The organism is Citrobacter sp. Cu231 (genome assembly GCF_030332265.1).
Taxonomy (GTDB): Bacteria; Pseudomonadota; Gammaproteobacteria; order Enterobacterales; family Enterobacteriaceae; genus Citrobacter; species Citrobacter meridianamericanus.
In genome coordinates this window covers 64,355-85,967 of the sequence record NZ_JAOWIE010000039.1, presented here as the reverse complement: position 1 = coordinate 85,967, position 21,613 = coordinate 64,355, and the positions used below count along the sequence as shown (strand labels likewise).

The 21,613-nt window shown below is 52.9% G+C and carries 18 protein-coding genes; 13 read left to right on the top strand and 5 right to left on the bottom strand.

Going from position 1 to position 21,613, the window contains the following annotated elements; genetic code table 11:
- The first annotated feature begins 27 nt into the window (after positions 1–27).
- Together ilvD and ilvA are read left to right on the top strand one after the other, a co-directional pair.
- Positions 28–1,878 carry a dihydroxy-acid dehydratase gene (gene ilvD / locus OGY15_RS14360; protein WP_286539741.1) on the top strand — a complete coding sequence of 617 codons (1,851 nt, stop codon included), beginning with the start codon at positions 28–30 and terminating at the stop codon, positions 1,876–1,878.
- Positions 1,879–1,883: 5 nt separating this feature from the next.
- Positions 1,884–3,428 carry a threonine ammonia-lyase, biosynthetic gene (gene ilvA, locus OGY15_RS14355; RefSeq protein WP_286539739.1) on the top strand — a complete coding sequence of 515 codons (1,545 nt, stop codon included), beginning with the start codon at positions 1,884–1,886 and terminating at the stop codon, positions 3,426–3,428.
- Positions 3,429–3,491: 63 nt separating this feature from the next.
- Here the strand turns inward: ilvA and fabV are convergent, their stop codons facing one another.
- Together fabV and ilvY are read right to left on the bottom strand one after the other, a co-directional pair.
- Complete coding sequence (fabV, locus tag OGY15_RS14350) at positions 3,492–4,685, bottom strand: enoyl-ACP reductase FabV (protein ID WP_286539737.1); 1,194 nt, start codon at positions 4,683–4,685, stop codon at positions 3,492–3,494.
- 175 nt (positions 4,686–4,860) lie between these two features.
- Entirely contained in the window at positions 4,861–5,763 is a 903-nt protein-coding gene (ilvY, locus tag OGY15_RS14345; RefSeq protein ID WP_286539734.1) for an HTH-type transcriptional activator IlvY, read from the bottom strand.
- Between the two features lie 158 nt (positions 5,764–5,921).
- Here ilvY and ilvC point away from each other — a divergent pair, with 158 nt between their 5' ends.
- Positions 5,922–7,397, top strand: a complete 1,476-nt coding sequence (gene ilvC, locus OGY15_RS14340) for a ketol-acid reductoisomerase (RefSeq protein ID WP_286539730.1) — start codon at positions 5,922–5,924, stop codon at positions 7,395–7,397.
- Positions 7,398–7,450: 53 nt separating this feature from the next.
- On the opposite strand, the gene ppiC is transcribed toward ilvC, so the two are convergent.
- A complete protein-coding gene (ppiC, locus tag OGY15_RS14335) occupies positions 7,451–7,732 on the bottom strand; it encodes a peptidylprolyl isomerase PpiC (RefSeq protein ID WP_003017999.1) in 282 nt (93 codons plus the stop codon).
- An 84-nt stretch (positions 7,733–7,816) separates the two neighbouring features.
- Between ppiC and rep the strand changes: the two genes are divergently transcribed.
- Positions 7,817–9,838 (top strand): DNA helicase Rep, encoded by a 2,022-nt coding sequence (gene rep, locus OGY15_RS14330; protein WP_187254142.1) that lies wholly within the window; start codon positions 7,817–7,819, stop codon positions 9,836–9,838.
- 59 nt (positions 9,839–9,897) lie between these two features.
- Entirely contained in the window at positions 9,898–10,854 is a 957-nt protein-coding gene (locus tag OGY15_RS14325; protein WP_286539727.1) for a hypothetical protein, read from the top strand.
- An 11-nt stretch (positions 10,855–10,865) separates the two neighbouring features.
- Here OGY15_RS14325 and gppA read toward each other — a convergent pair whose 3' ends face one another.
- Both gppA and rhlB read right to left on the bottom strand, forming a co-directional pair.
- Positions 10,866–12,350 (bottom strand): guanosine-5'-triphosphate,3'-diphosphate diphosphatase, encoded by a 1,485-nt coding sequence (gene gppA / locus OGY15_RS14320; protein WP_286539724.1) that lies wholly within the window; start codon positions 12,348–12,350, stop codon positions 10,866–10,868.
- Positions 12,351–12,358: 8 nt separating this feature from the next.
- On the bottom strand, positions 12,359–13,627 hold the full coding sequence (gene rhlB, locus OGY15_RS14315) for an ATP-dependent RNA helicase RhlB (RefSeq protein WP_187254145.1): 1,269 nt from the start codon (positions 13,625–13,627) through the stop codon (positions 12,359–12,361).
- A gap of 143 nt (positions 13,628–13,770) precedes the next feature.
- On the opposite strand from rhlB, the gene trxA reads away from it, so the two are divergent.
- The 8 genes from trxA (at position 13,771) to rffG (ending at position 21,609) form a co-directional block, all read left to right on the top strand.
- A complete protein-coding gene (trxA, locus tag OGY15_RS14310) occupies positions 13,771–14,100 on the top strand; it encodes a thioredoxin TrxA (protein ID WP_001280776.1) in 330 nt (109 codons plus the stop codon).
- 130 nt (positions 14,101–14,230) lie between these two features.
- Positions 14,231–14,374, top strand: a complete 144-nt coding sequence (locus OGY15_RS14305) for a hypothetical protein (RefSeq protein ID WP_252839018.1) — start codon at positions 14,231–14,233, stop codon at positions 14,372–14,374.
- Positions 14,375–14,438: 64 nt separating this feature from the next.
- The gene (gene rho / locus OGY15_RS14300; RefSeq protein WP_002437993.1) at positions 14,439–15,698 is read left to right on the top strand and encodes a transcription termination factor Rho; all 1,260 of its coding nucleotides are present in this window, start codon (positions 14,439–14,441) and stop codon (positions 15,696–15,698) included.
- Between the two features lie 236 nt (positions 15,699–15,934).
- A complete protein-coding gene (gene wecA, locus OGY15_RS14295; RefSeq protein ID WP_286539720.1) occupies positions 15,935–17,038 on the top strand; it encodes a UDP-N-acetylglucosamine--undecaprenyl-phosphate N-acetylglucosaminephosphotransferase in 1,104 nt (367 codons plus the stop codon).
- Between the two features lie 12 nt (positions 17,039–17,050).
- Positions 17,051–18,097, top strand: coding sequence for an ECA polysaccharide chain length modulation protein (wzzE, locus tag OGY15_RS14290; RefSeq protein ID WP_151225752.1), 1,047 nt, complete (start codon positions 17,051–17,053; stop codon positions 18,095–18,097).
- Between the two features lie 55 nt (positions 18,098–18,152).
- The gene (gene wecB, locus OGY15_RS14285) at positions 18,153–19,283 is read left to right on the top strand and encodes a non-hydrolyzing UDP-N-acetylglucosamine 2-epimerase (RefSeq protein ID WP_151217267.1); all 1,131 of its coding nucleotides are present in this window, start codon (positions 18,153–18,155) and stop codon (positions 19,281–19,283) included.
- Positions 19,280–20,542: a UDP-N-acetyl-D-mannosamine dehydrogenase gene (gene wecC / locus OGY15_RS14280; protein WP_151217265.1), complete on the top strand. Its 1,263-nt coding sequence runs from the start codon at positions 19,280–19,282 to the stop codon at positions 20,540–20,542. The genes wecB and wecC overlap by 4 nt, the downstream gene beginning before the upstream one ends.
- Positions 20,542–21,609, top strand: coding sequence for a dTDP-glucose 4,6-dehydratase (gene rffG / locus OGY15_RS14275; RefSeq protein WP_151225753.1), 1,068 nt, complete (start codon positions 20,542–20,544; stop codon positions 21,607–21,609). Before wecC ends, rffG begins: the two co-directional genes overlap by 1 nt.
- The last annotated feature ends 4 nt before the right edge of the window (positions 21,610–21,613 follow it).

The following is a 21,613-nucleotide window of genomic DNA, read 5'->3' as shown; positions in this document are numbered from 1 at the left end:
TATTAGACAGACGGGAGTTAATCAAGCATGCCTAAGTATCGTTCTGCTACCACCACCCACGGCCGCAATATGGCGGGTGCCCGCGCACTGTGGCGCGCCACCGGGATGACCGATGATGACTTCGGTAAACCGATTATTGCTGTAGTGAACTCTTTTACCCAGTTTGTGCCGGGCCATGTCCACCTGCGCGATCTCGGTAAGCTGGTTGCCGAACAAATCGAAGCCTCAGGCGGTGTGGCAAAAGAGTTCAACACCATTGCTGTGGATGATGGTATCGCCATGGGCCACGGGGGCATGCTGTATTCACTGCCGTCGCGCGAGCTGATCGCTGACTCCGTTGAGTACATGGTTAACGCTCACTGCGCCGATGCGATGGTCTGTATCTCTAACTGCGACAAAATTACCCCGGGGATGTTAATGGCCTCCTTGCGCCTGAACATTCCGGTGATCTTTGTTTCCGGCGGCCCGATGGAAGCCGGGAAAACCAAGCTCTCTGACCAAATTATCAAGCTCGACCTGGTTGATGCGATGATTCAAGGCGCTGACCCGAAAGTTTCCGACTCGCAGAGCGAGCAGGTTGAACGTTCTGCCTGTCCGACCTGCGGCTCATGCTCCGGGATGTTCACCGCAAACTCCATGAACTGTCTGACCGAAGCGCTGGGTTTATCGCAGCCGGGTAACGGTTCGCTGCTGGCGACTCACGCCGACCGTAAAACGTTGTTCCTTAACGCGGGTAAACGCATCGTTGAGCTGACTAAACGCTACTATGAGCAGGATGATGCTTCTGCGCTGCCGCGCAACATTGCCAGCAAGGCGGCGTTTGAGAATGCCATGACGTTGGATATCGCCATGGGCGGCTCCACCAACACCGTTCTGCACCTGCTGGCGGCCGCACAGGAAGCGGAAATCGACTTCACCATGAGTGATATCGACAAGCTGTCCCGCAAAGTCCCACAGCTGTGTAAAGTGGCGCCGAGCACGCAGAAATACCATATGGAAGACGTGCACCGCGCAGGCGGCGTACTGGGTATTTTAGGCGAACTGGACCGAGCCGGGCTGCTGAACCGTGACGTGAAAAACGTGCTGGGACTGACTCTGCCGCAAACGCTTGATCGGTATGATGTGATGCTGACCAAAGATAATGCGGTGAAAAAAATGTTCCGCGCTGGCCCGGCGGGCATCCGTACCACCCAGGCGTTCTCGCAGGACTGCCGCTGGGACACGCTGGATGACGATCGTGCCGAAGGCTGTATCCGTTCGCTGGAACACGCTTACAGTAAAGACGGCGGTCTGGCGGTACTCTACGGTAACTTCGCGGAAAACGGCTGTATCGTGAAAACCGCAGGTGTGGATGACAGCATCCTGAAATTTACCGGCCCGGCGAAAGTGTACGAAAGCCAGGATGACGCGGTTGAGGCGATCCTTGGCGGCAAAGTGGTGGCGGGCGACGTGGTTGTCATTCGTTACGAAGGACCGAAAGGCGGGCCGGGCATGCAGGAAATGCTCTACCCAACCACCTTCCTGAAATCGATGGGCCTTGGCAAAGCCTGTGCGTTGATCACCGACGGACGTTTCTCCGGCGGCACATCCGGCCTGTCTATCGGCCACGTTTCCCCGGAAGCGGCCAGCGGTGGCAACATTGCGATCATCGAAGATGGCGACATGATTGCTATTGATATCCCGAATCGCGGTATCCAGTTACAACTAAGTGATGCGGAAATCACTGCGCGTCGCGAAGCGCAGGAAGCACGCGGTGACAAAGCCTGGACGCCTAAAGATCGTCAGCGTCAGGTCTCTTTTGCGCTACGCGCCTATGCCAGTCTGGCAACCAGCGCCGACAAAGGCGCGGTGCGCGATAAGTCAAAACTCGGGGGATAATGATCATGGCGGATTCACAACCTCTATCCGGTGCTCCTGAGGGCGCTGAGTATCTCAGAGCGGTACTGCGTGCGCCGGTATACGAAGCGGCGCAGGTAACGCCGCTACAAAAAATGGAAAAGCTCTCTTCGCGCCTTGATAACGTGATTCTGGTCAAGCGCGAAGACCGTCAACCCGTTCACAGCTTCAAGCTGCGTGGAGCCTACGCCATGATGGCGGGCCTGACCGAAGAGCAAAAAGCGCATGGGGTCATCACCGCATCGGCGGGTAATCATGCTCAAGGTGTCGCGTTCTCTTCTGCGCGATTAGGCGTGAAGGCACTGATTGTCATGCCAACGGCTACCGCCGATATCAAAGTTGATGCCGTACGCGGCTTCGGTGGAGAAGTGCTGTTGCACGGCGCGAATTTTGATGAAGCCAAAGCCAAAGCGATTGAGCTGTCGCAGCAGCAGGGTTTTACCTGGGTTCCGCCGTTTGACCATCCGATGGTGATTGCCGGGCAGGGCACGCTGGCGCTGGAGTTATTGCAACAGGATGCTCACCTCGACCGCGTATTTGTCCCGGTAGGCGGCGGCGGATTAGCGGCAGGCGTGGCGGTGTTGATCAAACAGCTGATGCCACAGATCAAAGTGATTGCCGTGGAAGCTGAAGATTCCGCCTGCCTGAAAGCGGCGCTGGATGCCGGACAACCGGTCGATCTTCCGCGTGTGGGTCTCTTTGCTGAAGGTGTGGCGGTGAAGCGTATCGGCGATGAAACTTTCCGTCTGTGCCAGGAATACCTCGACGACATCGTTACCGTTGATAGCGATGCAATCTGCGCGGCAATGAAAGACCTGTTCGAAGACGTGCGTGCGGTGGCGGAACCTTCCGGGGCGTTGGCATTAGCAGGGATGAAAAAGTACATCGCCCAGCACAATATTCGCGGTGAACGACTGGCACATGTGTTGTCAGGTGCGAACGTTAACTTCCACGGCCTGCGCTACGTGTCTGAACGCTGTGAGTTGGGAGAACAGCGCGAAGCGCTGCTGGCAGTCACTATCCCGGAAGAAAAAGGCAGCTTCCTCAAGTTCTGCCAGTTGCTGGGTGGACGCTCGGTGACCGAGTTTAACTACCGCTTTGCCGATGCCAAAGATGCCTGCATTTTTGTCGGCGTACGCCTGAGTCGTGGTCTGGAAGAACGTAAAGAAATCCTCCAGTTGCTTAGTGACGGCGGTTACAGCGTGGTGGATCTGTCTGACGACGAAATGGCGAAGCTGCACGTGCGCTATATGGTTGGCGGCCGTCCGTCGAAACCCTTGCAGGAACGTCTGTTCAGCTTTGAATTCCCCGAATCGCCAGGGGCGTTGCTCAAATTCCTGCATACCCTGGGTACGCACTGGAATATTTCATTATTCCACTACCGCAGTCACGGCACCGATTACGGTCGTGTACTGGCGGCGTTTGAGTTGGGTGAGCACGAGCCTGATTTCGAAACGCGGCTGAACGAACTGGGCTATGATTGTCATGATGAAACGCATAACCCGGCGTTCAGTTTTTTCCTCGCGGGTTAGCAGTCGCCATTAAAAAAGGGTTCATGTTTTCACATGAACCCTTTTTGCAACTGTATCTGCAAATTACAGCGTGATGACGTCGAATTCGACTTCGGTGTTCACGTCAGCATCGTAATCCACTTCGTCGAGGCCAAAACCGAACAGGTTCAGGAATTCCTGCTTGTACCCTGCATAGTCAGTTTCTTGCGCCAGGTTTTCGGTGGTGATCAGCGGCCACAGATCGCGACATGCCTGCTGAATGTCTTCGCGCAGTTCCCAGTCATCCATACGGATACGCTGGTTGTCATCAAGCGCCACTTTGTCGCCGTACAGGCTGGTGGACATCAGACGGTTGATCTGCTCGATACAGCCTTCATGAATCCCCTGCGCTTTCATCAGTTTGAAGACCATAGAGATGTACAGCGGCATTACCGGGATCGCAGAAGATGCCTGAGTGATCACGGATTTCAGTACGGCAACGTTCGCAGAACCGTGCAGCGGAGCCAGCTGATCACGCAGCGCACCTGCCGCGCGGTCGAGGTCTTCTTTTGCTTTGCCCAGCGCGCCGTGCCAGTAGATTGGCCAGGTCAGGTCGGTTCCGATGTAGGAGTAGGCCACGGTTTTCACGCCATCAGCCAGCACGCCCGCTTCGCTCAGCGCGCCCATCCACAGTTCCCAGTCTTCACCGCCCATCACGGTAACGGTGTTCTGAACTTCTTCTTCCGTTGCCGGCTCAATGCTGGCGGTGATGATCTGATCTTTGTTGGTATCAATCGCTTTAGAGGTGTAAACCTCACCGATTGGCTTCAGCGCCGAACGGACGATTTCACCGGTTTTCGGCATTTTACGCACCGGGGAAGCCAGCGAGTAAACCACCAGATCAATCTGACCCAGGTCTTCTTTGATCAGTTTGATGACTTCATCACGGCACTCGTCGGAGAACGCGTCGCCGTTGATGCTTTTGGCGTACAGGCCTTCGCGCTTAGCGGCTTCATCGAAGGCTGCAGAGTTATACCAGCCCGCGGAACCCGGTTTGGTTTCCGTGCCTGGTTTTTCGAAAAATACGCCGATAGTGGCGGCACCGCTGCCAAAGGCGGCGGAAATTCTGGACGCCAGACCGTAACCGGTGGAAGCACCGATGACCAGCACGCGGGAAGGGCCGTTAGCGATTTTCCCGTTTTTCTTCACATAATCGATCTGTTTTTCCACATTGACTTTGCAGCCAGTCGGATGGGTCGTTGTACAGATGAATCCACGAATTTTTGGTTTGATTATCATAATGATGGCTAATTAAGTTTGTATTTTCGCTGTCAAGTGCGCAATGACACCGTCTGTTCTGGCTTGCTAAACGTGATGGTTAACAAGCCCCCCACATCTATTATGGCACGTGACATTATACAGAAAAGGAGTGCCAATACTGAATCTACCACTGATTTTAGGCCTGATGCTGGCGCTACTCGGTGGATTTACGCTCCAGAACAATTTTCCAGAACGCATCAATTAGCGGCTCATGCAGCCGCTTTTTCGGCGCGCAGACCCCCAGCTCGAACGGTGTTTTCTCGTCGCTGCGCTCTAAAATCATCACGCGATTACGCACCGGCTCCGGGCTGTTTTCCAGCACAACTTCCGGTAATAGCGCCACGCCGCAGCCGAGTGCCACCATCGAGACCATCGCTTCGTGACCACCCACCGTGGCGTAAATCGATGGGTTGCTGATTTTGTGGCGGCGGAACCACAGCTCAATGCGGCGGCGTACCGGCCCCTGGTCGGCCATGATAAACGGCACCGTCGAACAGTCGGGTTTCTCGACAGAAACCTGATTACGCACCGGGCAGGGCAGTGCCGGGGCGATCAATACGACCGTCAGATTCTCCAGCATCGAAAACGCCACCGCGCCGGGCAGCATCTCGGGCTTACCGGCAATCGCCAGATCGGCCTCGCCGGTGACCACTTTGTCCATCGCATCGGCGGCGTCGCCAGTGGTGAGCTTGATTTCCACCGAAGGATGCTCGGCGCGGAAGCGGTCGAGGATCGGCGGCAGGTGGCTGTACGCGGCGGTGACAGAGCAGAAGATATGTAACTCGCCAGACAACGACGGTCCCTGTTGATCGAGGGTGTGGCGCAGCTGCTGGTATTGCAGCAGTGTCTGCTGGGCGAATACGCGCAGCTCTTCACCTGCTTCGGTCAGGGTGACCGTACGGTTATCGCGCACAAACAGCGGCTGGCCGAGGTCTTCTTCCAGGCGCTGGATCTGGCGCGAAAGCGTGGAAGGGCTGACGTGCATCGCCCGCGCGCTGCGGCCAAAATGGCGACTTTCTGCCAGATGCAAGAACATTTTCAGATCGCGTAAATCCACCGGCGAGCCTCTTTATTTTGACGTTGCAGATATTGCAATGTGACGTTGTGAATATATCAATTTCCGCAATAAATTTCCTGTTGTAATGTGAGTCTAATCCCGCTGAAACGCGAACCGAATAATAAGCACCACAACACAACATCACGGAGTACACCACCATGGCTAACTACTTTAATACACTGAACCTGCGCCAGCAGTTGGCACAGCTGGGCAAATGTCGCTTTATGGGCCGCGACGAATTCGCCGATGGCGCAAGCTACCTTCAGGGTAAAAAAGTGGTCATCGTCGGCTGTGGCGCACAAGGTCTGAACCAGGGACTGAACATGCGTGACTCCGGTCTGGATATCTCTTATGCCCTGCGTAAAGAAGCGATTGCTGAGAAGCGTGCTTCCTGGCGCAAAGCGACCGAAAACGGCTTCAAAGTCGGGACCTATGAAGAGCTGATCCCGCAGGCTGACCTGGTGGTTAACCTGACCCCGGACAAGCAGCACTCTGACGTGGTACGTTCCGTACAACCGCTGATGAAAGACGGTGCGGCGCTGGGTTACTCCCACGGTTTCAACATCGTGGAAGTGGGCGAGCAGATCCGTAAAGACATCACCGTAGTGATGGTGGCGCCGAAGTGTCCGGGCACCGAAGTCCGTGAAGAATACAAACGTGGTTTCGGCGTTCCGACCCTGATCGCCGTTCACCCGGAAAACGATCCGAAAGGCGAAGGCATGGCTATCGCCAAAGCGTGGGCAGCAGCCACCGGCGGTCACCGTGCGGGCGTGCTGGAATCCTCCTTCGTGGCGGAAGTGAAATCTGACCTGATGGGTGAGCAGACCATTCTGTGCGGCATGTTGCAGGCCAGTTCTCTGCTGTGCTTCGACAAGCTGGTGGAAGAAGGGACCGACCCGGCTTACGCGGAAAAACTGATTCAGTTCGGCTGGGAAACCATCACCGAAGCGCTGAAGCAGGGTGGGATCACCCTGATGATGGACCGTCTGTCCAACCCAGCGAAACTGCGTGCTTACGCGCTCTCTGAGCAGCTGAAAGAGATCATGGCGCCGCTGTTCCAGAAGCACATGGACGACATTATCTCCGGTGAATTCTCTTCCGGCATGATGGCTGACTGGGCCAACGATGATAAGAAACTGCTGACCTGGCGTGAAGAGACCGGCAAAACCGCGTTCGAAACCGCCCCACAGTTTGAAGGTAAAATCGGTGAGCAGGAGTACTTCGATAAAGGTGTACTGATGATCGCGATGGTGAAAGCAGGCGTTGAGTTGGCGTTCGAAACCATGGTCGATTCCGGCATTATCGAAGAATCCGCTTACTACGAATCGCTGCACGAGCTGCCGCTGATCGCGAATACCATCGCTCGTAAGCGTCTGTACGAGATGAACGTGGTTATCTCCGATACAGCAGAATATGGTAACTATCTGTTCTCTTACGCTTGCGTACCGCTGCTGAAAGAGTTCATGACGACTCTGCAGACAGGCGACCTGGGCAAAGCGATTGCCGAAGGCGCGGTAGACAACGCGCAGCTGCGCGACGTGAATGACGCGATCCGTAGCCATGAAATCGAGAAAGTAGGCCAGAAACTGCGTGGCTACATGACCGATATGAAGCGCATTGCCGTAGCTGGATAAGCATAACGCCATCAGGCAAAAAAAGCCCGGAGGTTGATACTCCGGGCTTTTTATTAGTTACGGTACAGCACTTTAATGATGTGATAACCGAACTGGGTATGCAGCGGGCCGGTCGGCTCCAGTACAGGGCAAGAGAAGACGACTTTATCGAACGCCGGAACCATCTGGCCCTGGCGGAACTCGCCTAAATCACCGCCGCGTTTGCCTGATGGGCAGATAGAGTGTTTCTTCGCCAGTTTGCCGAAGTCGGCGCCGTTTTTAATCTGTTCCAGAAGATCCAGTGCCAGTTTCTCTTCTTTAACAAGGATATGCACTGCTGCTGCTGTTTTTGCCATGATCGTGCCTTGAGTGGGGTGGTTAAGGCTGGCTATACTACCACGCTGTTATTCTCCCCTCCCGACTTTCATGAGTGACCCTTTATGCGTTTGAACCCCGGACAACAACAAGCCGTCGAATTCGTCACCGGACCTTGCCTGGTGCTGGCGGGGGCGGGTTCCGGCAAGACGCGTGTTATCACTAACAAAATCGCACATCTGATCCGTGAATGTGGTTATCAGGCACGCCATATTGCGGCCGTGACCTTTACCAATAAGGCTGCGCGCGAGATGAAAGAGCGCGTGGCGCAAACGCTGGGTCGTAAAGAGGCGCGTGGGCTGATGATCTCCACATTCCACACGCTGGGACTGGACGTCATAAAGCGCGAATATGCGGCGCTGGGGATGAAGTCGAACTTCTCGTTATTTGACGATACCGATCAGGTGGCCCTGCTTAAGGAACTGACCGAAGGGTTAATTGAAGACGATAAACTTATTCTTCAACAGCTGATCTCGACGATCTCCAACTGGAAAAACGATCTGATGACCCCGGCACAGGCGGCGGCCAGTGCGAAAGGCGAGCGCGATCGCATTTTTGCTCACTGCTATGGCCTGTACGACGCGCATATGAAGGCGTGCAACGTGCTGGACTTTGACGATCTGATCCTACTGCCGACGCTGCTGCTTCAGCGTAATGAAGAGGTGCGCGAGCGCTGGCAGAACAAAATCCGCTACCTGCTGGTGGATGAATACCAGGATACCAACACCAGCCAGTACGAGCTGGTGAAGCTGCTGGTGGGGCAACGTGCGCGCTTTACCGTGGTGGGTGATGACGATCAGTCTATTTACTCCTGGCGCGGCGCGCGTCCGCAGAACCTGGTACTGCTAAGCAAAGATTTTCCGGCGCTACAGGTGGTGAAGCTGGAGCAAAACTACCGTTCCTCCGGGCGTATCCTGAAGGCGGCGAACATTCTCATTGCTAACAACCCGCACGTCTTTGAAAAGCGGCTTTTCTCCGAGCTGGGCTATGGGGCTGAGCTGAAGGTGCTGAGTGCGAATAATGAAGAGCATGAAGCGGAACGCGTCACCGGGGAATTAATTGCCCATCACTTTGTGAACAAGACGCAATATAAAGACTACGCCATCCTGTATCGCGGTAATCATCAGTCGCGGGTATTTGAAAAATTTTTGATGCAGAACCGCATCCCGTACAAAATTTCTGGTGGAACGTCGTTCTTCTCGCGTCCGGAGATTAAAGATCTGCTGGCCTACCTGCGTGTGCTGAGCAATCCGGATGACGACAGCGCATTTTTACGCATCGTAAACACGCCAAAACGTGAAATCGGTCCTGCCACGCTGCAAAAGCTCGGTGAATGGGCGATGACCCGCAACAAAAGCCTGTTTACCGCCAGCTTTGATATGGGGCTTAGCCAGACACTGACCGGACGTGGGTATGATTCTCTGACCCGTTTTACGCACTGGCTGGGTGAAATCCAACGCCTGGCGGAGCGCGAGCCGGTTGCCGCCGTGCGCGATTTGATCCACGGCATTGATTATGAATCCTGGCTGTATGAAACCTCGCCGAGCCCGAAAGCGGCAGAGATGCGTATGAAAAACGTCAACACCCTGTTCAGTTGGATGACGGAGATGCTGGAAGGCAGTGAGCTGGAAGAACCCATGACCCTGACTCAGGTCGTTACCCGCTTTACCCTGCGCGACATGATGGAGCGCGGAGAGAGCGAAGAAGAGCTGGATCAGGTGCAGTTGATGACGCTGCATGCCTCAAAGGGGCTGGAGTTCCCTTACGTGTTTATGGTGGGAATGGAAGAAGGATTTTTGCCGCACCAGAGCAGCATTGATGAAGACAACATCGATGAAGAGCGTCGTCTGGCTTACGTCGGAATTACGCGTGCGCAGAAAGAACTTATCTTCACGCTGTGCAAAGAGCGCCGCCAGTACGGTGAGCTGGTGAGACCAGAACCGAGCCGATTCTTGTTGGAACTGCCACAAGATGACGTTATCTGGGAACAGGAGCGTAAAGTGGTAAGCGCCGAGGAGCGGATGCAAAAGGGACAGGCCAGCATCGCCAATATTCGGGCGATGATGGCGAAAGCAAAAGAGAAGTAGATATTTTCCAGGGCGTATAAGCGTCATCCGGCAGCCAGCACAACAGGGAGGTTGATGAGATGTTGAAGTTTGTATTGGTCATTTTGTCAGGGATGTTCTATACCGCAACGGCGTCTGCAACAGATAGATTTGAGTTTTTTGACTATTGTTCTGTGTCGATGGTGAATATGGTTGCCAGCAGTAATCAGCCATTAATGATTGCAGAGCATGTTGGTGCGAAAGATTTACGTATTGAAGCCGAAGAAGATGATGAGAGTAACGTTATGCTCCAATTGTTTGATCGGCGGAAAAAAAGCACCCCGGATACCCCCGGAGCCGGGCATCTTGGCTGGGTGACTTATCATCCGGCTAAAAATATCCTGACGGACATTAATGATGAACAACTGCAATTTGACCCGCAAAAAGGCAAACACTTTCAACAATGTTTAACCCGTATGCGGGAATGTCAGGATTTAAATCAGAAACTGAAACTGGATGCCACCATTGATTTCCCGCGTTATGCGTTGACGGGTAAGTCTCGGGCCTGGTTCTATGCCGCTCCGGTAGCGCAGTGCCGCAGTGAATCAATTTTTATCGTACCCGGTGATATCGTATCCAGAACGGGGTTCAGCATTGCCCGGGATGAAGAAACGCAAAAGTTTTATGAGTCTGTGCGGGGTAACGATTCACATGGTTATTTGTTGGCAGGATACGGTGATTACGTTGGTTGGATAGAAGCCAATCATCTGGAGGCGGTCGATCTGGTATGCAACGATGCCAGGGATAAATCGGGGTTAAAGAATCCTGCGCCGGAAGAGTTTGTTGAGCGTAAAGTCGCTCAGACTCAACCGCGCCTCTATTTCTATGATGCGCCGGATAAAGCCTGCCTTCGCGAAGATAATTCATTCATCATTGCTGACGACAAAGTTCAGATGGTAAATCGGTCTGCGTACGCGGGCTTTTCCTTTGTTCGCTATACCCATCCGGTGACGCATAAGGTGACTGAAGGATGGGTTTTAGCCAGTGGGCTGAAGTAGCCTATTCCGCGTTAATGAACGTCCAGAGGCCAGTGGACATAGCTTTGCCACTGGATTTCCTGATCGATTAACTCTTTACCTAATGGATGATGTTCCAGCCAGCCTTCCGGCAACGTTAGCGTCAGATTTTCATCCTGAGCTTGCAGGATGATGTGTGGCACTAAATCGTCGCGACGGCGTGCGGCGAAGATGATCGCCAGACGTAGTAAACGGCAAAGGTGCTCCGCAATGCGCGGTGGCACAGCGTTTTGCTGGTGCAGCGAAGAGAGATCGACAGGATTGCTCTGGTTGAGTAACAGCGTGGCTAACAGTTTTTTCTGTGCGGGAGTAAAGCCCGGAAGATCGAGATTACGCACCAGCCAGGCGGAATGCAGCGGAGCCTGCTTATATTCCACGCTCAGCCCTATTTCATGCAACTGACAGGCACTTTGCAGCAGCTCGCGGCTAATGGCCTCAAGATGCCACTCATCTTTCACCTGATCGAATAAATGTACAGCCAACTGTGCGACGCGGTTCGCCTGATCGGTGTCGACCATAAAGCGACGCTGAATATTACGCAGCGTACGGCTGCGAATATCCTGATCGACAGGCAGGTGTAGCATACCGTAAACCAGACCTTCACGCAGTGCGCCGCCGGCCAGGGTCATGCATTGAATATTCAACTCAGTGAAAATGGCGAGCAGAATGGCCAATCCGCTGGGGAAAACCAGCGCGCGTTCCAGAGTTAACCCTTCGATTTCCAGCTCTTCCAGGCGACCGCAGTGAATAGCACGTTGCTTAAGCTGTTGAAGTTTGGCCAGCGTAATGCGCTCATCCATACCCTGCGCCATCATGATTTCCTGCAACGCCTGGACGGTACCGGAGGCACCGACGCAAACTTTCCAGCCATGAAAACGCAGTTTGTCGGCGACGGGGCGCAAAACTTCACGAGCCGCTTTCTCGGCTTCGTCAAAGTTTTCCTGTGCCAGATTACGATCGGTGAAGTACCGTTCAAGCCAGGTGACACAGCCCATTGACAGGCTGAACAGGGAGGTTGTTTGGGCACCTGAGCCGGTAACCAGTTCGGTACTGGCGCCGCCAATATCAACGACCAGACGCTGATCGGCACCGCCAGTGGTGTGAGCAACACCCTGATAAATCAGACGCGCTTCTTCTTCACCACTGATGACCTGGACTGGGCAGCTGAGGATCTCTTGCGCTTTAGCGATAAAGACATCGGCGTTTACCGCGATGCGCAATGTTGCCGTGGCGACCACACGGATTTGCGGTTGCGGGATATCCTGCAGGCGTTCAGCAAACAGGCGCAGGCATTGCCAGCCGCGTTCCATGGCTTCAGCGGAGAGAACGTTGTCGCTGTTGAGTCCAGCGGCCAGACGCACCTTGCGTTTAATACGCGTGAGCGTCTGGATGCTTCCCGCCACCTCGCGCACAACCAGCATATGAAAACTATTCGAGCCTAAATCGATTGCGGCGTACAGCGAAGTGGTTGTGAGCATATCTTACGTTAACCTGAACGACGACGATTACGCGGAGCACCACCGGTACGACGTGGGCCATTGCCGGTGCGTGGGCGCGTTAAACGTAACGGCTTCGGCAGATCGGTCATCAGCGCATCCGGGTTGTACTTACTAACCGGAATCGAGTGGCCAATATAGGTCTCGATAGCGGGTAAATTCAGCGCGTATTCTTCACAGGCCAGGCTGATCGAGTGACCGCTCGCGCCAGCACGGCCGGTACGACCGATACGGTGAACGTAATCTTCACAGTCATCCGGCAGGTCATAGTTGAATACATGCGTTACGGCTGGGATATGCAGACCGCGCGCGGCGACATCAGTCGCAACGAGAATATCCAGATCGCCACGAGTGAACTCATCAAGGATACGCAGACGTTTTTTCTGCGCTACGTCACCGGTCAGTAGACCAACGCGATGACCATCGGCGGCAAGACTACCCCAGATATCTTCACAACGATGCTTAGTGTTAGCAAAGACGATAGCGCGATCTGGCCACTCTTCTTCAATCAGCGTTTGCAGCAAACGCATTTTTTCTTCGTTGGAAGGATAGAAGAGTTCTTCTTTAATACGATGACCTGTCTTCTGTTCCGGTTCGACTTCAACGTACTCGGCGTTATTCATCTGTTCAAACGCCAGTTCGCGAACGCGGTAAGAGAGGGTTGCAGAAAACAGCATGTTCAGACGTTGGGTGGTTGGCGGCATACGACGGAACAGCCAACGGATATCTTTAATAAAGCCCAGATCGTACATACGATCTGCTTCATCCAGCACCACGACCTGAATCGCGCCCAGGTTAATGTGGTTCTGTTTTGCATAGTCGATAAGACGACCGGTCGTGCCGATAAGAATATCGACGCCGCTTTCCAGCACTTTCAGCTGTTTATCGTAACCGTCGCCGCCATAAGCCAGGCCTAATTTCAGACCGGTGGTCTGTGCCAGCGGCTCGGCGTCGGCGTGGATCTGCACGGCTAACTCACGCGTTGGCGCCATAATTAACGCACGCGGTTGGTTCACCTTGCGATCGTCAATCGCGGGATGAGAGAGAAGATAATGAAACGTTGACGTCAGGAACGCCATCGTTTTTCCGGTACCGGTTTGCGCCTGCCCTGCAACATCACGACCTGCCAGCGTTAGCGGCAGCGCGAGGGCCTGAATGGGCGTGCAGTTATGAAACCCTTTGTTTTCAAGGGCTTCGATCACCTTTGGGTGCAGGGCGAAGTCGGAAAACTTCTGTTCTGTTAAATGTGTTTTGCTCATAGTGTGGTAGAATATCAGCTTACTATTGCTTTACGAAAGCGTATCCGGTGAAATAAAGTCAACCTTTAGTTGGTTAATGCTACATCAACACGTCGTTGATTAAGGGTACACCAACGCACCAGGCTTATTCCTGTGGAGTTAATATGAGCGATAAAATTATTCACCTGACTGACGACAGTTTTGACACGGATGTACTCAAAGCGGACGGAGCTATCCTCGTTGATTTCTGGGCAGAGTGGTGCGGTCCGTGCAAAATGATCGCTCCAATTCTGGATGAAATCGCTGACGAATATCAGGGCAAATTGACGGTTGCTAAACTGAACATTGACCAAAACCCAGGCACCGCGCCGAAGTATGGTATCCGTGGCATCCCGACCCTGCTGCTGTTCAAAAACGGCGAAGTTGCGGCGACTAAAGTCGGCGCACTGTCCAAAGGTCAGTTGAAAGAATTCCTCGACGCTAATTTAGCGTAAGGAAGTCTCATGATCGGGCGACCATACTTCGAAATGATTCGGATGACTGGACGCCCGACTTGAGTCGTGCTAAGTTAGTGTTGACTTCGTATTAAACATACCTTATTAAGTTTGAATCTAGTTATATCCAATACTTCCCGTTGTTTCTCGCGCAGGAAGTGGACAGATTCCTGGCTTATCGCTCAATCCGTCTTGTCGTTTCAGTTCTGCGTACTTTCCTGTGACCAGACAGCGAACAGACATGAGTTTGATGGCCGTAAACAGGCATGGATGACCCTGCCATACCATTCACAACATTAAGTTCGAGATTTACCCCAAGTTTAAGAACTCACACCATTATGAATCTTACCGAATTAAAGAATACGCCGGTTTCTGAGCTGATCACTCTCGGCGAAAATATGGGCCTTGAAAACCTGGCTCGTATGCGCAAGCAGGACATTATTTTTGCCATCCTGAAGCAGCACGCAAAGAGTGGCGAAGATATCTTTGGTGACGGTGTGCTGGAGATATTGCAGGATGGATTTGGTTTCCTCCGCTCTGCAGACAGCTCCTACCTCGCCGGTCCTGATGACATCTACGTTTCTCCCAGCCAAATCCGCCGTTTCAACCTCCGCACTGGTGATACCATCTCTGGTAAGATTCGCCCGCCGAAAGAAGGTGAACGCTACTTTGCGCTGTTGAAAGTTAACGAAGTTAACTACGACAAACCAGAAAACGCCCGTAACAAAATCCTCTTTGAGAACTTAACGCCGCTGCACGCAAACTCTCGTCTGCGTATGGAACGTGGTAACGGTTCTACTGAAGACTTAACGGCGCGTGTACTGGATCTGGCATCGCCGATCGGTCGTGGCCAACGTGGTCTGATTGTTGCTCCGCCGAAAGCGGGTAAAACCATGCTGCTGCAGAACATCGCGCAGAGCATTGCTTACAACCATCCGGACTGTGTGCTGATGGTGCTGCTGATTGACGAACGTCCGGAAGAAGTGACCGAGATGCAGCGTCTGGTTAAAGGTGAAGTTGTGGCTTCTACCTTTGACGAACCAGCATCCCGTCACGTTCAGGTTGCGGAAATGGTTATCGAGAAGGCGAAACGCCTGGTTGAGCACAAGAAAGACGTTATCATTCTGCTCGACTCCATCACCCGTCTGGCGCGTGCGTACAACACCGTGGTTCCGGCTTCCGGTAAAGTGCTGACCGGTGGTGTTGATGCCAACGCCCTGCATCGTCCGAAGCGTTTCTTCGGTGCGGCGCGTAACGTGGAAGAGGGCGGTAGCCTGACCATCATCGCGACTGCGCTGATCGATACCGGCTCTAAAATGGATGAAGTTATCTACGAAGAGTTTAAAGGTACCGGCAACATGGAACTACATCTCTCTCGTAAGATTGCTGAAAAACGCGTCTTCCCGGCTATCGACTACAACCGTTCCGGTACCCGTAAAGAAGAGTTGCTCACCACTCAGGAAGAGCTGCAGAAAATGTGGATCCTACGCAAAATCATCCATCCGATGGGTGAAATCGACGCAATGGAATTCCTCATTAACAAGCTGGCGATGACCAAGACCAATGACGACTTCTTCGATATGATGAAGCGTTCCTGATTCAGGCATCATCTGAAAACGCCACGTTTTTACGTGGCGTTTTGCTTTTGTGGATGTAATCTTAACGACACAATAACAACAATACGGTATGACTACGCCTGGCGAAGAAAGGTTGTAATTCGTATTTTGTGGTTGATAATCATACAGAACCACCTGATATGGAGTCGGGTTTCTCTTCTGAATAATCGCCCGGATGGTTATACTTCATATATTGATATTCTCTGAGAGCATGTATAGTGAATTTACTGACAGCAAGTGCTGATCTCATCAGTATTTTTTTATTCACAACGCTGTTTCTTTTCTTTGCCCGCAAGGTCGCGAAAAAGATTGGATTGGTGGATAAACCCAACTTCCGCAAACGTCATCAGGGACTGATTCCGCTGGTTGGGGGGATTTCGGTTTACGCAGGCATTTGCTTTACCTTCCTCATCGCCGATTACTACATCCCACATGCTACTCTCTACCTGGCCTGTGCTGGGGTACTGGTGTTTATCGGTGCTCTGGACGATCGTTTTGATATCAGTGTAAAAATCCGCGCGACCATCCAGGCCCTTATTGGCATCATTATGATGTCGGTGGGAAAACTCTATCTGCTAAGCCTTGGCTATATTTTCGGCCCTTGGGAGATGGTGCTCGGTCCTTTTGGCTATTTCCTTACTTTGTTTGCCGTCTGGGCGGCGATTAACGCCTTCAATATGGTGGATGGGATCGATGGTCTGCTCGGTGGGCTATCCAGCGTGTCATTCGCCGCTATGGGACTTATTCTGTGGTTCGATGGCCAGACAAGCCTTGCTATCTGGTGTTTTGCCATGATCGCCGCCATTCTGCCTTACATCCTGCTGAACCTGGGTATTCTCGGACGCCGCTATAAAGTCTTTATGGGGGATGCGGGAAGTACGTTGATTGGCTTCACGGTGATTTGGATTCTGCTGGAGACGACCCAGGGGCCAACGCATCCTATTAGTCCGGTTACGGCCCTGTGGATTATTGCCATTCCGTTAATGGATATGGTGGCAATTATGTACCGTCGTTTACGCAAGGGTATGAGTCCTTTCTCCCCGGATCGCCAACATATTCACCATTTAATCATGCGTGCCGGGTTTACTTCCCGACAGGCTTTTGTCCTGATTACCCTGGCTGCAGCGATTCTGGCATCCATTGGCGTGCTGGCTGAATATTCTCGTATTGTCCCGGAATGGGTGATGTTGGTGCTCTTTTTACTGGCGTTTGTCTTGTACGACATCTGTATTAAACGAGCGTGGAAGGTGGCGAGATTTATCAAACGTTTGAAGCGCAAGCTGCGTAGAAATCGTGAAAGTAAACCAGACTTAACCAAATAAAATGAGGGTACGATGACACAACCATTACCGGGGGAACACGCCGTGAGCGCTGAAAATGAACTGGACATCCGTGGGTTGTTTCGTACCTTGTGGGCTGGGAAGGTGTGGATCGTCGGTATGGCTCTCGCCTTTGCGATTGTCGCTCTCGCCTATACGTTTTTTGCGCGTCAGGAGTGGAGCGCCACGGCGATTTCAGACCGGCCAACGGTCAATATGTTAGGCGGTTATTACTCTCAGCAGCAGTTTTTGCGTAACCTGGATATTAAGGCCAGTCTCGCTTCTGCGGACCAACCGTCGGTGATGGATGAAGCCTATAAAGAATTCATCATGCAGCTTGCTTCCTGGGATACGCGTCGTGAATTCTGGCAGCAGACTGATTACTATAAGCAGCGTATGGTCGGTAATAGCAAAGCCGATGCGGCGATGCTGGATGAACTGATTAATAACATTCAGTTTATGCCTGGTGATGCGGTACGTAATACCAACGACAGCGTGAAGCTGATTGCCGAGACGGCGCCTGATGCTAACAATCTGCTGCGTCAGTACGTCGCGTTTGCCAGCCAGCGCGCGGCGCGTCATCTGAATGATGAGTTGAAGGGTGCCTGGGCTGCACGCACCGTGCAGATGAAGGCGCAGGTTAAACGTCAGGAGGAAGTGGCGAAATCGATCTTCTCCCGCCGTGTTCACAACATTGAGCAGGCGCTCAAAATTGCTGAACAGCATAATATTTCGCGTACTTCCACGGATATTCCTGCTGAAGAATTACCTGATTCTGAACTGTTTTTGCTTGGACGACCTATGCTGCAGGCGCGACTCGAGAACCTGCAATCTGTTGGTCCTGATTTCGATCTGGACTACTTCCAAAACCGAGCCATGCTTAACACACTGAACGTTGGGCCAACTCTGGATCCGCGTTTTCAGACCTATCGTTATTTGCGTACGCCGGAAGAACCGGTAAAACGTGACAGCCCTCGTCGTGCTTTCCTGATGATTATGTGGGGCATCGTTGGGGCTCTGATCGGTGCTGGTGTCGCGTTAACCCGCCGCCGCACGATTTAGCAATACCGTTGCAGTGAGGGGCTGGGCCCTCACTGCCAATCCGAAGAGAATCGATGTGAAAGTACTGACTGTATTTGGCACGCGACCGGAGGCTATCAAAATGGCACCTCTGGTTCATGCGCTGGCAAAAGATCCTGATTTTGAAGCGAAAGTTTGCGTCACGGCGCAGCATCGGGAGATGCTCGATCAGGTGTTGAACCTCTTTTCCATCGTACCTGACTACGATCTCAATATTATGCAGCCAGGCCAGGGATTAACAGAAATTACCTGCCGAATACTGGAAGGATTAAAGCCAATTCTGGCTGATTTTAAACCTGATGTGGTGTTGGTTCATGGTGATACCACAACGACCATTGCCACTAGTCTGGCTGCGTTCTATCAGCGCATCCCGGTGGGGCATGTAGAGGCTGGTTTACGTACTGGTGATCTCTACTCTCCCTGGCCGGAAGAGGCGAACCGTACGCTGACCGGGCGTCTGGCTATGTATCATTTTGCGCCAACAGAAAACTCGCGCCAAAATTTGTTACGGGAAGCTATTCCCGAAAATCGTATTTTCGTCACGGGCAATACGGTGATTGATGCGTTGATCTGGGTTCGCGACCGCGTACTGGCGAACGATGAATTGCGTGCTGAATTAGCAGAGCATTATCCTTTCCTGAGCTCTGATAAAAAGATGATCCTGGTGACCGGCCATCGTCGGGAAAGTTTTGGCCGCGGCTTTGAAAACATTTGCCACGCGCTGGCGGAAATTGCTGCGGCTAATCAGAATGTACAGATTGTCTATCCGGTACACCTCAACCCTAACGTTAGCGAGCCGGTTAATCGAATCTTAGGTCACGTTGAAAACGTGATTCTGATTGAACCGCAGGACTATATGCCATTCGTCTGGCTGATGAATCACGCCTGGCTGATCCTTACCGACTCCGGCGGGATTCAGGAAGAAGCGCCGTCTTTGGGGAAACCTGTGCTGGTAATGCGCGAAACGACGGAGCGTCCGGAGGCCATTACCGCTGGTACGGTACGTCTGGTGGGGACAGACCCGCAGCGTATTGTTGAAGAAGTCACGCGTTTGCTTCATAACGACGATGAATATCAAACCATGAGCCGCGCCCATAATCCGTATGGTGACGGGCAGGCATGTGACCGAATTTTACACGCGTTAAAAAATAATCGGATATCGCTATGAGTTTTACGACCATTTCTGTCATTGGGCTGGGTTATATCGGACTGCCAACGGCGGCTGCCTTTGCTTCCCGTCAAAAACATGTGATTGGCGTAGATGTAAATCAGCATGCGGTGGACACCATTAACCGCGGGGAAATTCACATCGTTGAGCCCGATCTGGGGGCGGTGGTGAAAACGGCGGTTGAAAACGGATTTCTGCGAGCGGTCACTACGCCCGTCGAAGCTGACGCTTATCTGATCGCCGTGCCGACTCCATTCAAAGGTGAGCATGATCCCGATATGGCCTACGTTGAAGCCGCGGCGAAGTCTCTTGCACCGGTGTTGAAAAAAGGCGCCCTGGTGATCCTTGAATCGACGTCACCCGTCGGGGCAACGGAACAGATGGCTGCATGGCTTGCAGAAATGCGGCCCGATCTGACTTTCCCGCAACAGGTTGGTGACCAGGCTGACGTCAATATTGCCTATTGCCCTGAACGCGTGCTGCCGGGTCAGGTGATGGTTGAGCTGATTAAAAACGACCGAGTGATTGGGGGCATGACCCCAGTCTGTTCTGCACGCGCCAGTGAGCTGTACAACATCTTCCTTGAAGGAGAATGTGTCGTGACCAACGCGCGCACAGCGGAAATGTGCAAGCTCACGGAAAATAGCTTCCGCGACGTCAATATCGCCTTCGCTAATGAACTATCGCTGATTTGCGCCGAACAGGGGATTAACGTCTGGGAACTGATTCGCCTGGCAAATCGTCATCCGCGTGTGAATATTTTGCAGCCTGGCCCGGGCGTAGGTGGGCACTGTATCGCGGTCGATCCGTGGTTTATCGTGGCGCAGAACCCGCAACAGGCGAAATTAATCCGCACTGCGCGTGAGGTCAATGATGGTAAGCCTCATTGGGTGGTCGAGCGTGTTAAGGCTGCCGTGGCCGACTGTTTGGCGGACACCAATAAACGCGCCAGCGAAGTGAAAATTGCCTGTTTTGGCCTGGCATTCAAACCGAATATTGATGATTTGCGTGAAAGCCCGGCGATGGGAATTGCGCAACATATCGCGCAATGGCACAAAGGTGAAACGCTGGTGGTGGAACCGAATATCCGTCAACTGCCGAAAAAACTGGATGGTCTTTGCCAGCTGGCGGCACTGGATGATGCGCTGGCAAGTGCCGATGTGTTAGTCATGCTGGTCGACCATAATGAATTTAAAGCCATTGAAGGCGATGCGGTACAACAGCAGTATGTGGTTGATACCAAAGGGGTCTGGCGCTAATGAAACGAATTCTGGTTACCGGTGGAGCGGGATTCATCGGCTCTGCAGTTGTACGGCATATCATTCATGAGACAAAGGATGCGGTGGTGGTGGTCGATAAGCTGACCTACGCCGGAAACCTGATGTCGCTGGAGCCGGTTGCACAGAATCCCCGTTTTGCCTTTGAGAAAGTGGATATCTGCGATCGGGCATCTCTCGACAGAGTGTTTCAACAATATCAGCCGGACTGTGTGATGCATCTGGCTGCAGAAAGCCATGTTGACCGCTCCATTGATGGGCCGGCCGCATTTATCGAAACTAACATTGTGGGAACTTACACGCTGTTAGAAGCGGCGCGCGCGTACTGGAGTGCATTAACCAGCGAGGAAAAAGCCGCATTTCGGTTCCACCATATCTCGACGGATGAGGTGTATGGTGATCTCCATTCTACCGATGATTTCTTCACAGAAACCACGCCGTATGCGCCGAGTAGCCCTTATTCTGCGTCGAAAGCCAGCAGCGATCATCTGGTCCGCGCCTGGCTGCGTACCTACGGTCTGCCAACGCTGATTACCAATTGTTCCAACAACTATGGTCCGTACCATTTCCCGGAAAAACTGATTCCGCTAATGATCCTCAACGGACTGGCGGGGAAACCGTTGCCGGTGTACGGCAATGGGCAACAAATCCGTGACTGGTTATATGTAGAAGATCATGCCAGGGCGCTCTGGTGTGTGGCGACGGCGGGCGTGGTTGGAGAAACCTATAATATTGGTGGTCATAACGAGCGTAAAAACCTGGATGTCGTCGAAACAGTTTGCAGCCTGTTGGAAGAGCTGGCGCCGCATAAACCGCAGGGCATTGCGCAGTACCGCGATTTGATCGCTTTTGTGGACGATCGCCCAGGCCATGATTTGCGTTACGCCATTGATGCTTCAAAAATAGCGCGTGAACTAGGTTGGATGCCGCAGGAAACGTTTGAAAGCGGAATGCGCAAAACCGTGCAGTGGTATCTGGATAATCAAGCATGGTGGAAACCCGTGCAGGACGGCAGTTACCAGGGCGAACGTTTAGGTCTGAAGGGCTAACAGC

Bases quoted from the DNA above. Each gene is read 5' to 3' on its own strand.
- ilvD (WP_286539741.1), top strand. From the start codon at position 28: ATGCCTAAGTATCGTTCTGCTACCACCACCCACGGCCGCAATATGGCG.
- ilvA (WP_286539739.1), top strand. From the start codon at position 1,884: ATGGCGGATTCACAACCTCTATCCGGTGCTCCTGAGGGCGCTGAGTAT.
- fabV (WP_286539737.1), bottom strand. From the start codon at position 4,685: ATGATAATCAAACCAAAAATTCGTGGATTCATCTGTACAACGACCCAT.
- ilvC (WP_286539730.1), top strand. From the start codon at position 5,922: ATGGCTAACTACTTTAATACACTGAACCTGCGCCAGCAGTTGGCACAG.
- ppiC (WP_003017999.1), bottom strand. From the start codon at position 7,732: ATGGCAAAAACAGCAGCAGCAGTGCATATCCTTGTTAAAGAAGAGAAA.
- rep (WP_187254142.1), top strand. From the start codon at position 7,817: ATGCGTTTGAACCCCGGACAACAACAAGCCGTCGAATTCGTCACCGGA.
- OGY15_RS14325 (WP_286539727.1), top strand. From the start codon at position 9,898: ATGTTGAAGTTTGTATTGGTCATTTTGTCAGGGATGTTCTATACCGCA.
- gppA (WP_286539724.1), bottom strand. From the start codon at position 12,350: ATGCTCACAACCACTTCGCTGTACGCCGCAATCGATTTAGGCTCGAAT.
- rhlB (WP_187254145.1), bottom strand. From the start codon at position 13,627: ATGAGCAAAACACATTTAACAGAACAGAAGTTTTCCGACTTCGCCCTG.
- trxA (WP_001280776.1), top strand. From the start codon at position 13,771: ATGAGCGATAAAATTATTCACCTGACTGACGACAGTTTTGACACGGAT.
- rho (WP_002437993.1), top strand. From the start codon at position 14,439: ATGAATCTTACCGAATTAAAGAATACGCCGGTTTCTGAGCTGATCACT.
- wzzE (WP_151225752.1), top strand. From the start codon at position 17,051: ATGACACAACCATTACCGGGGGAACACGCCGTGAGCGCTGAAAATGAA.
- wecC (WP_151217265.1), top strand. From the start codon at position 19,280: ATGAGTTTTACGACCATTTCTGTCATTGGGCTGGGTTATATCGGACTG.
- rffG (WP_151225753.1), top strand. From the start codon at position 20,542: ATGAAACGAATTCTGGTTACCGGTGGAGCGGGATTCATCGGCTCTGCA.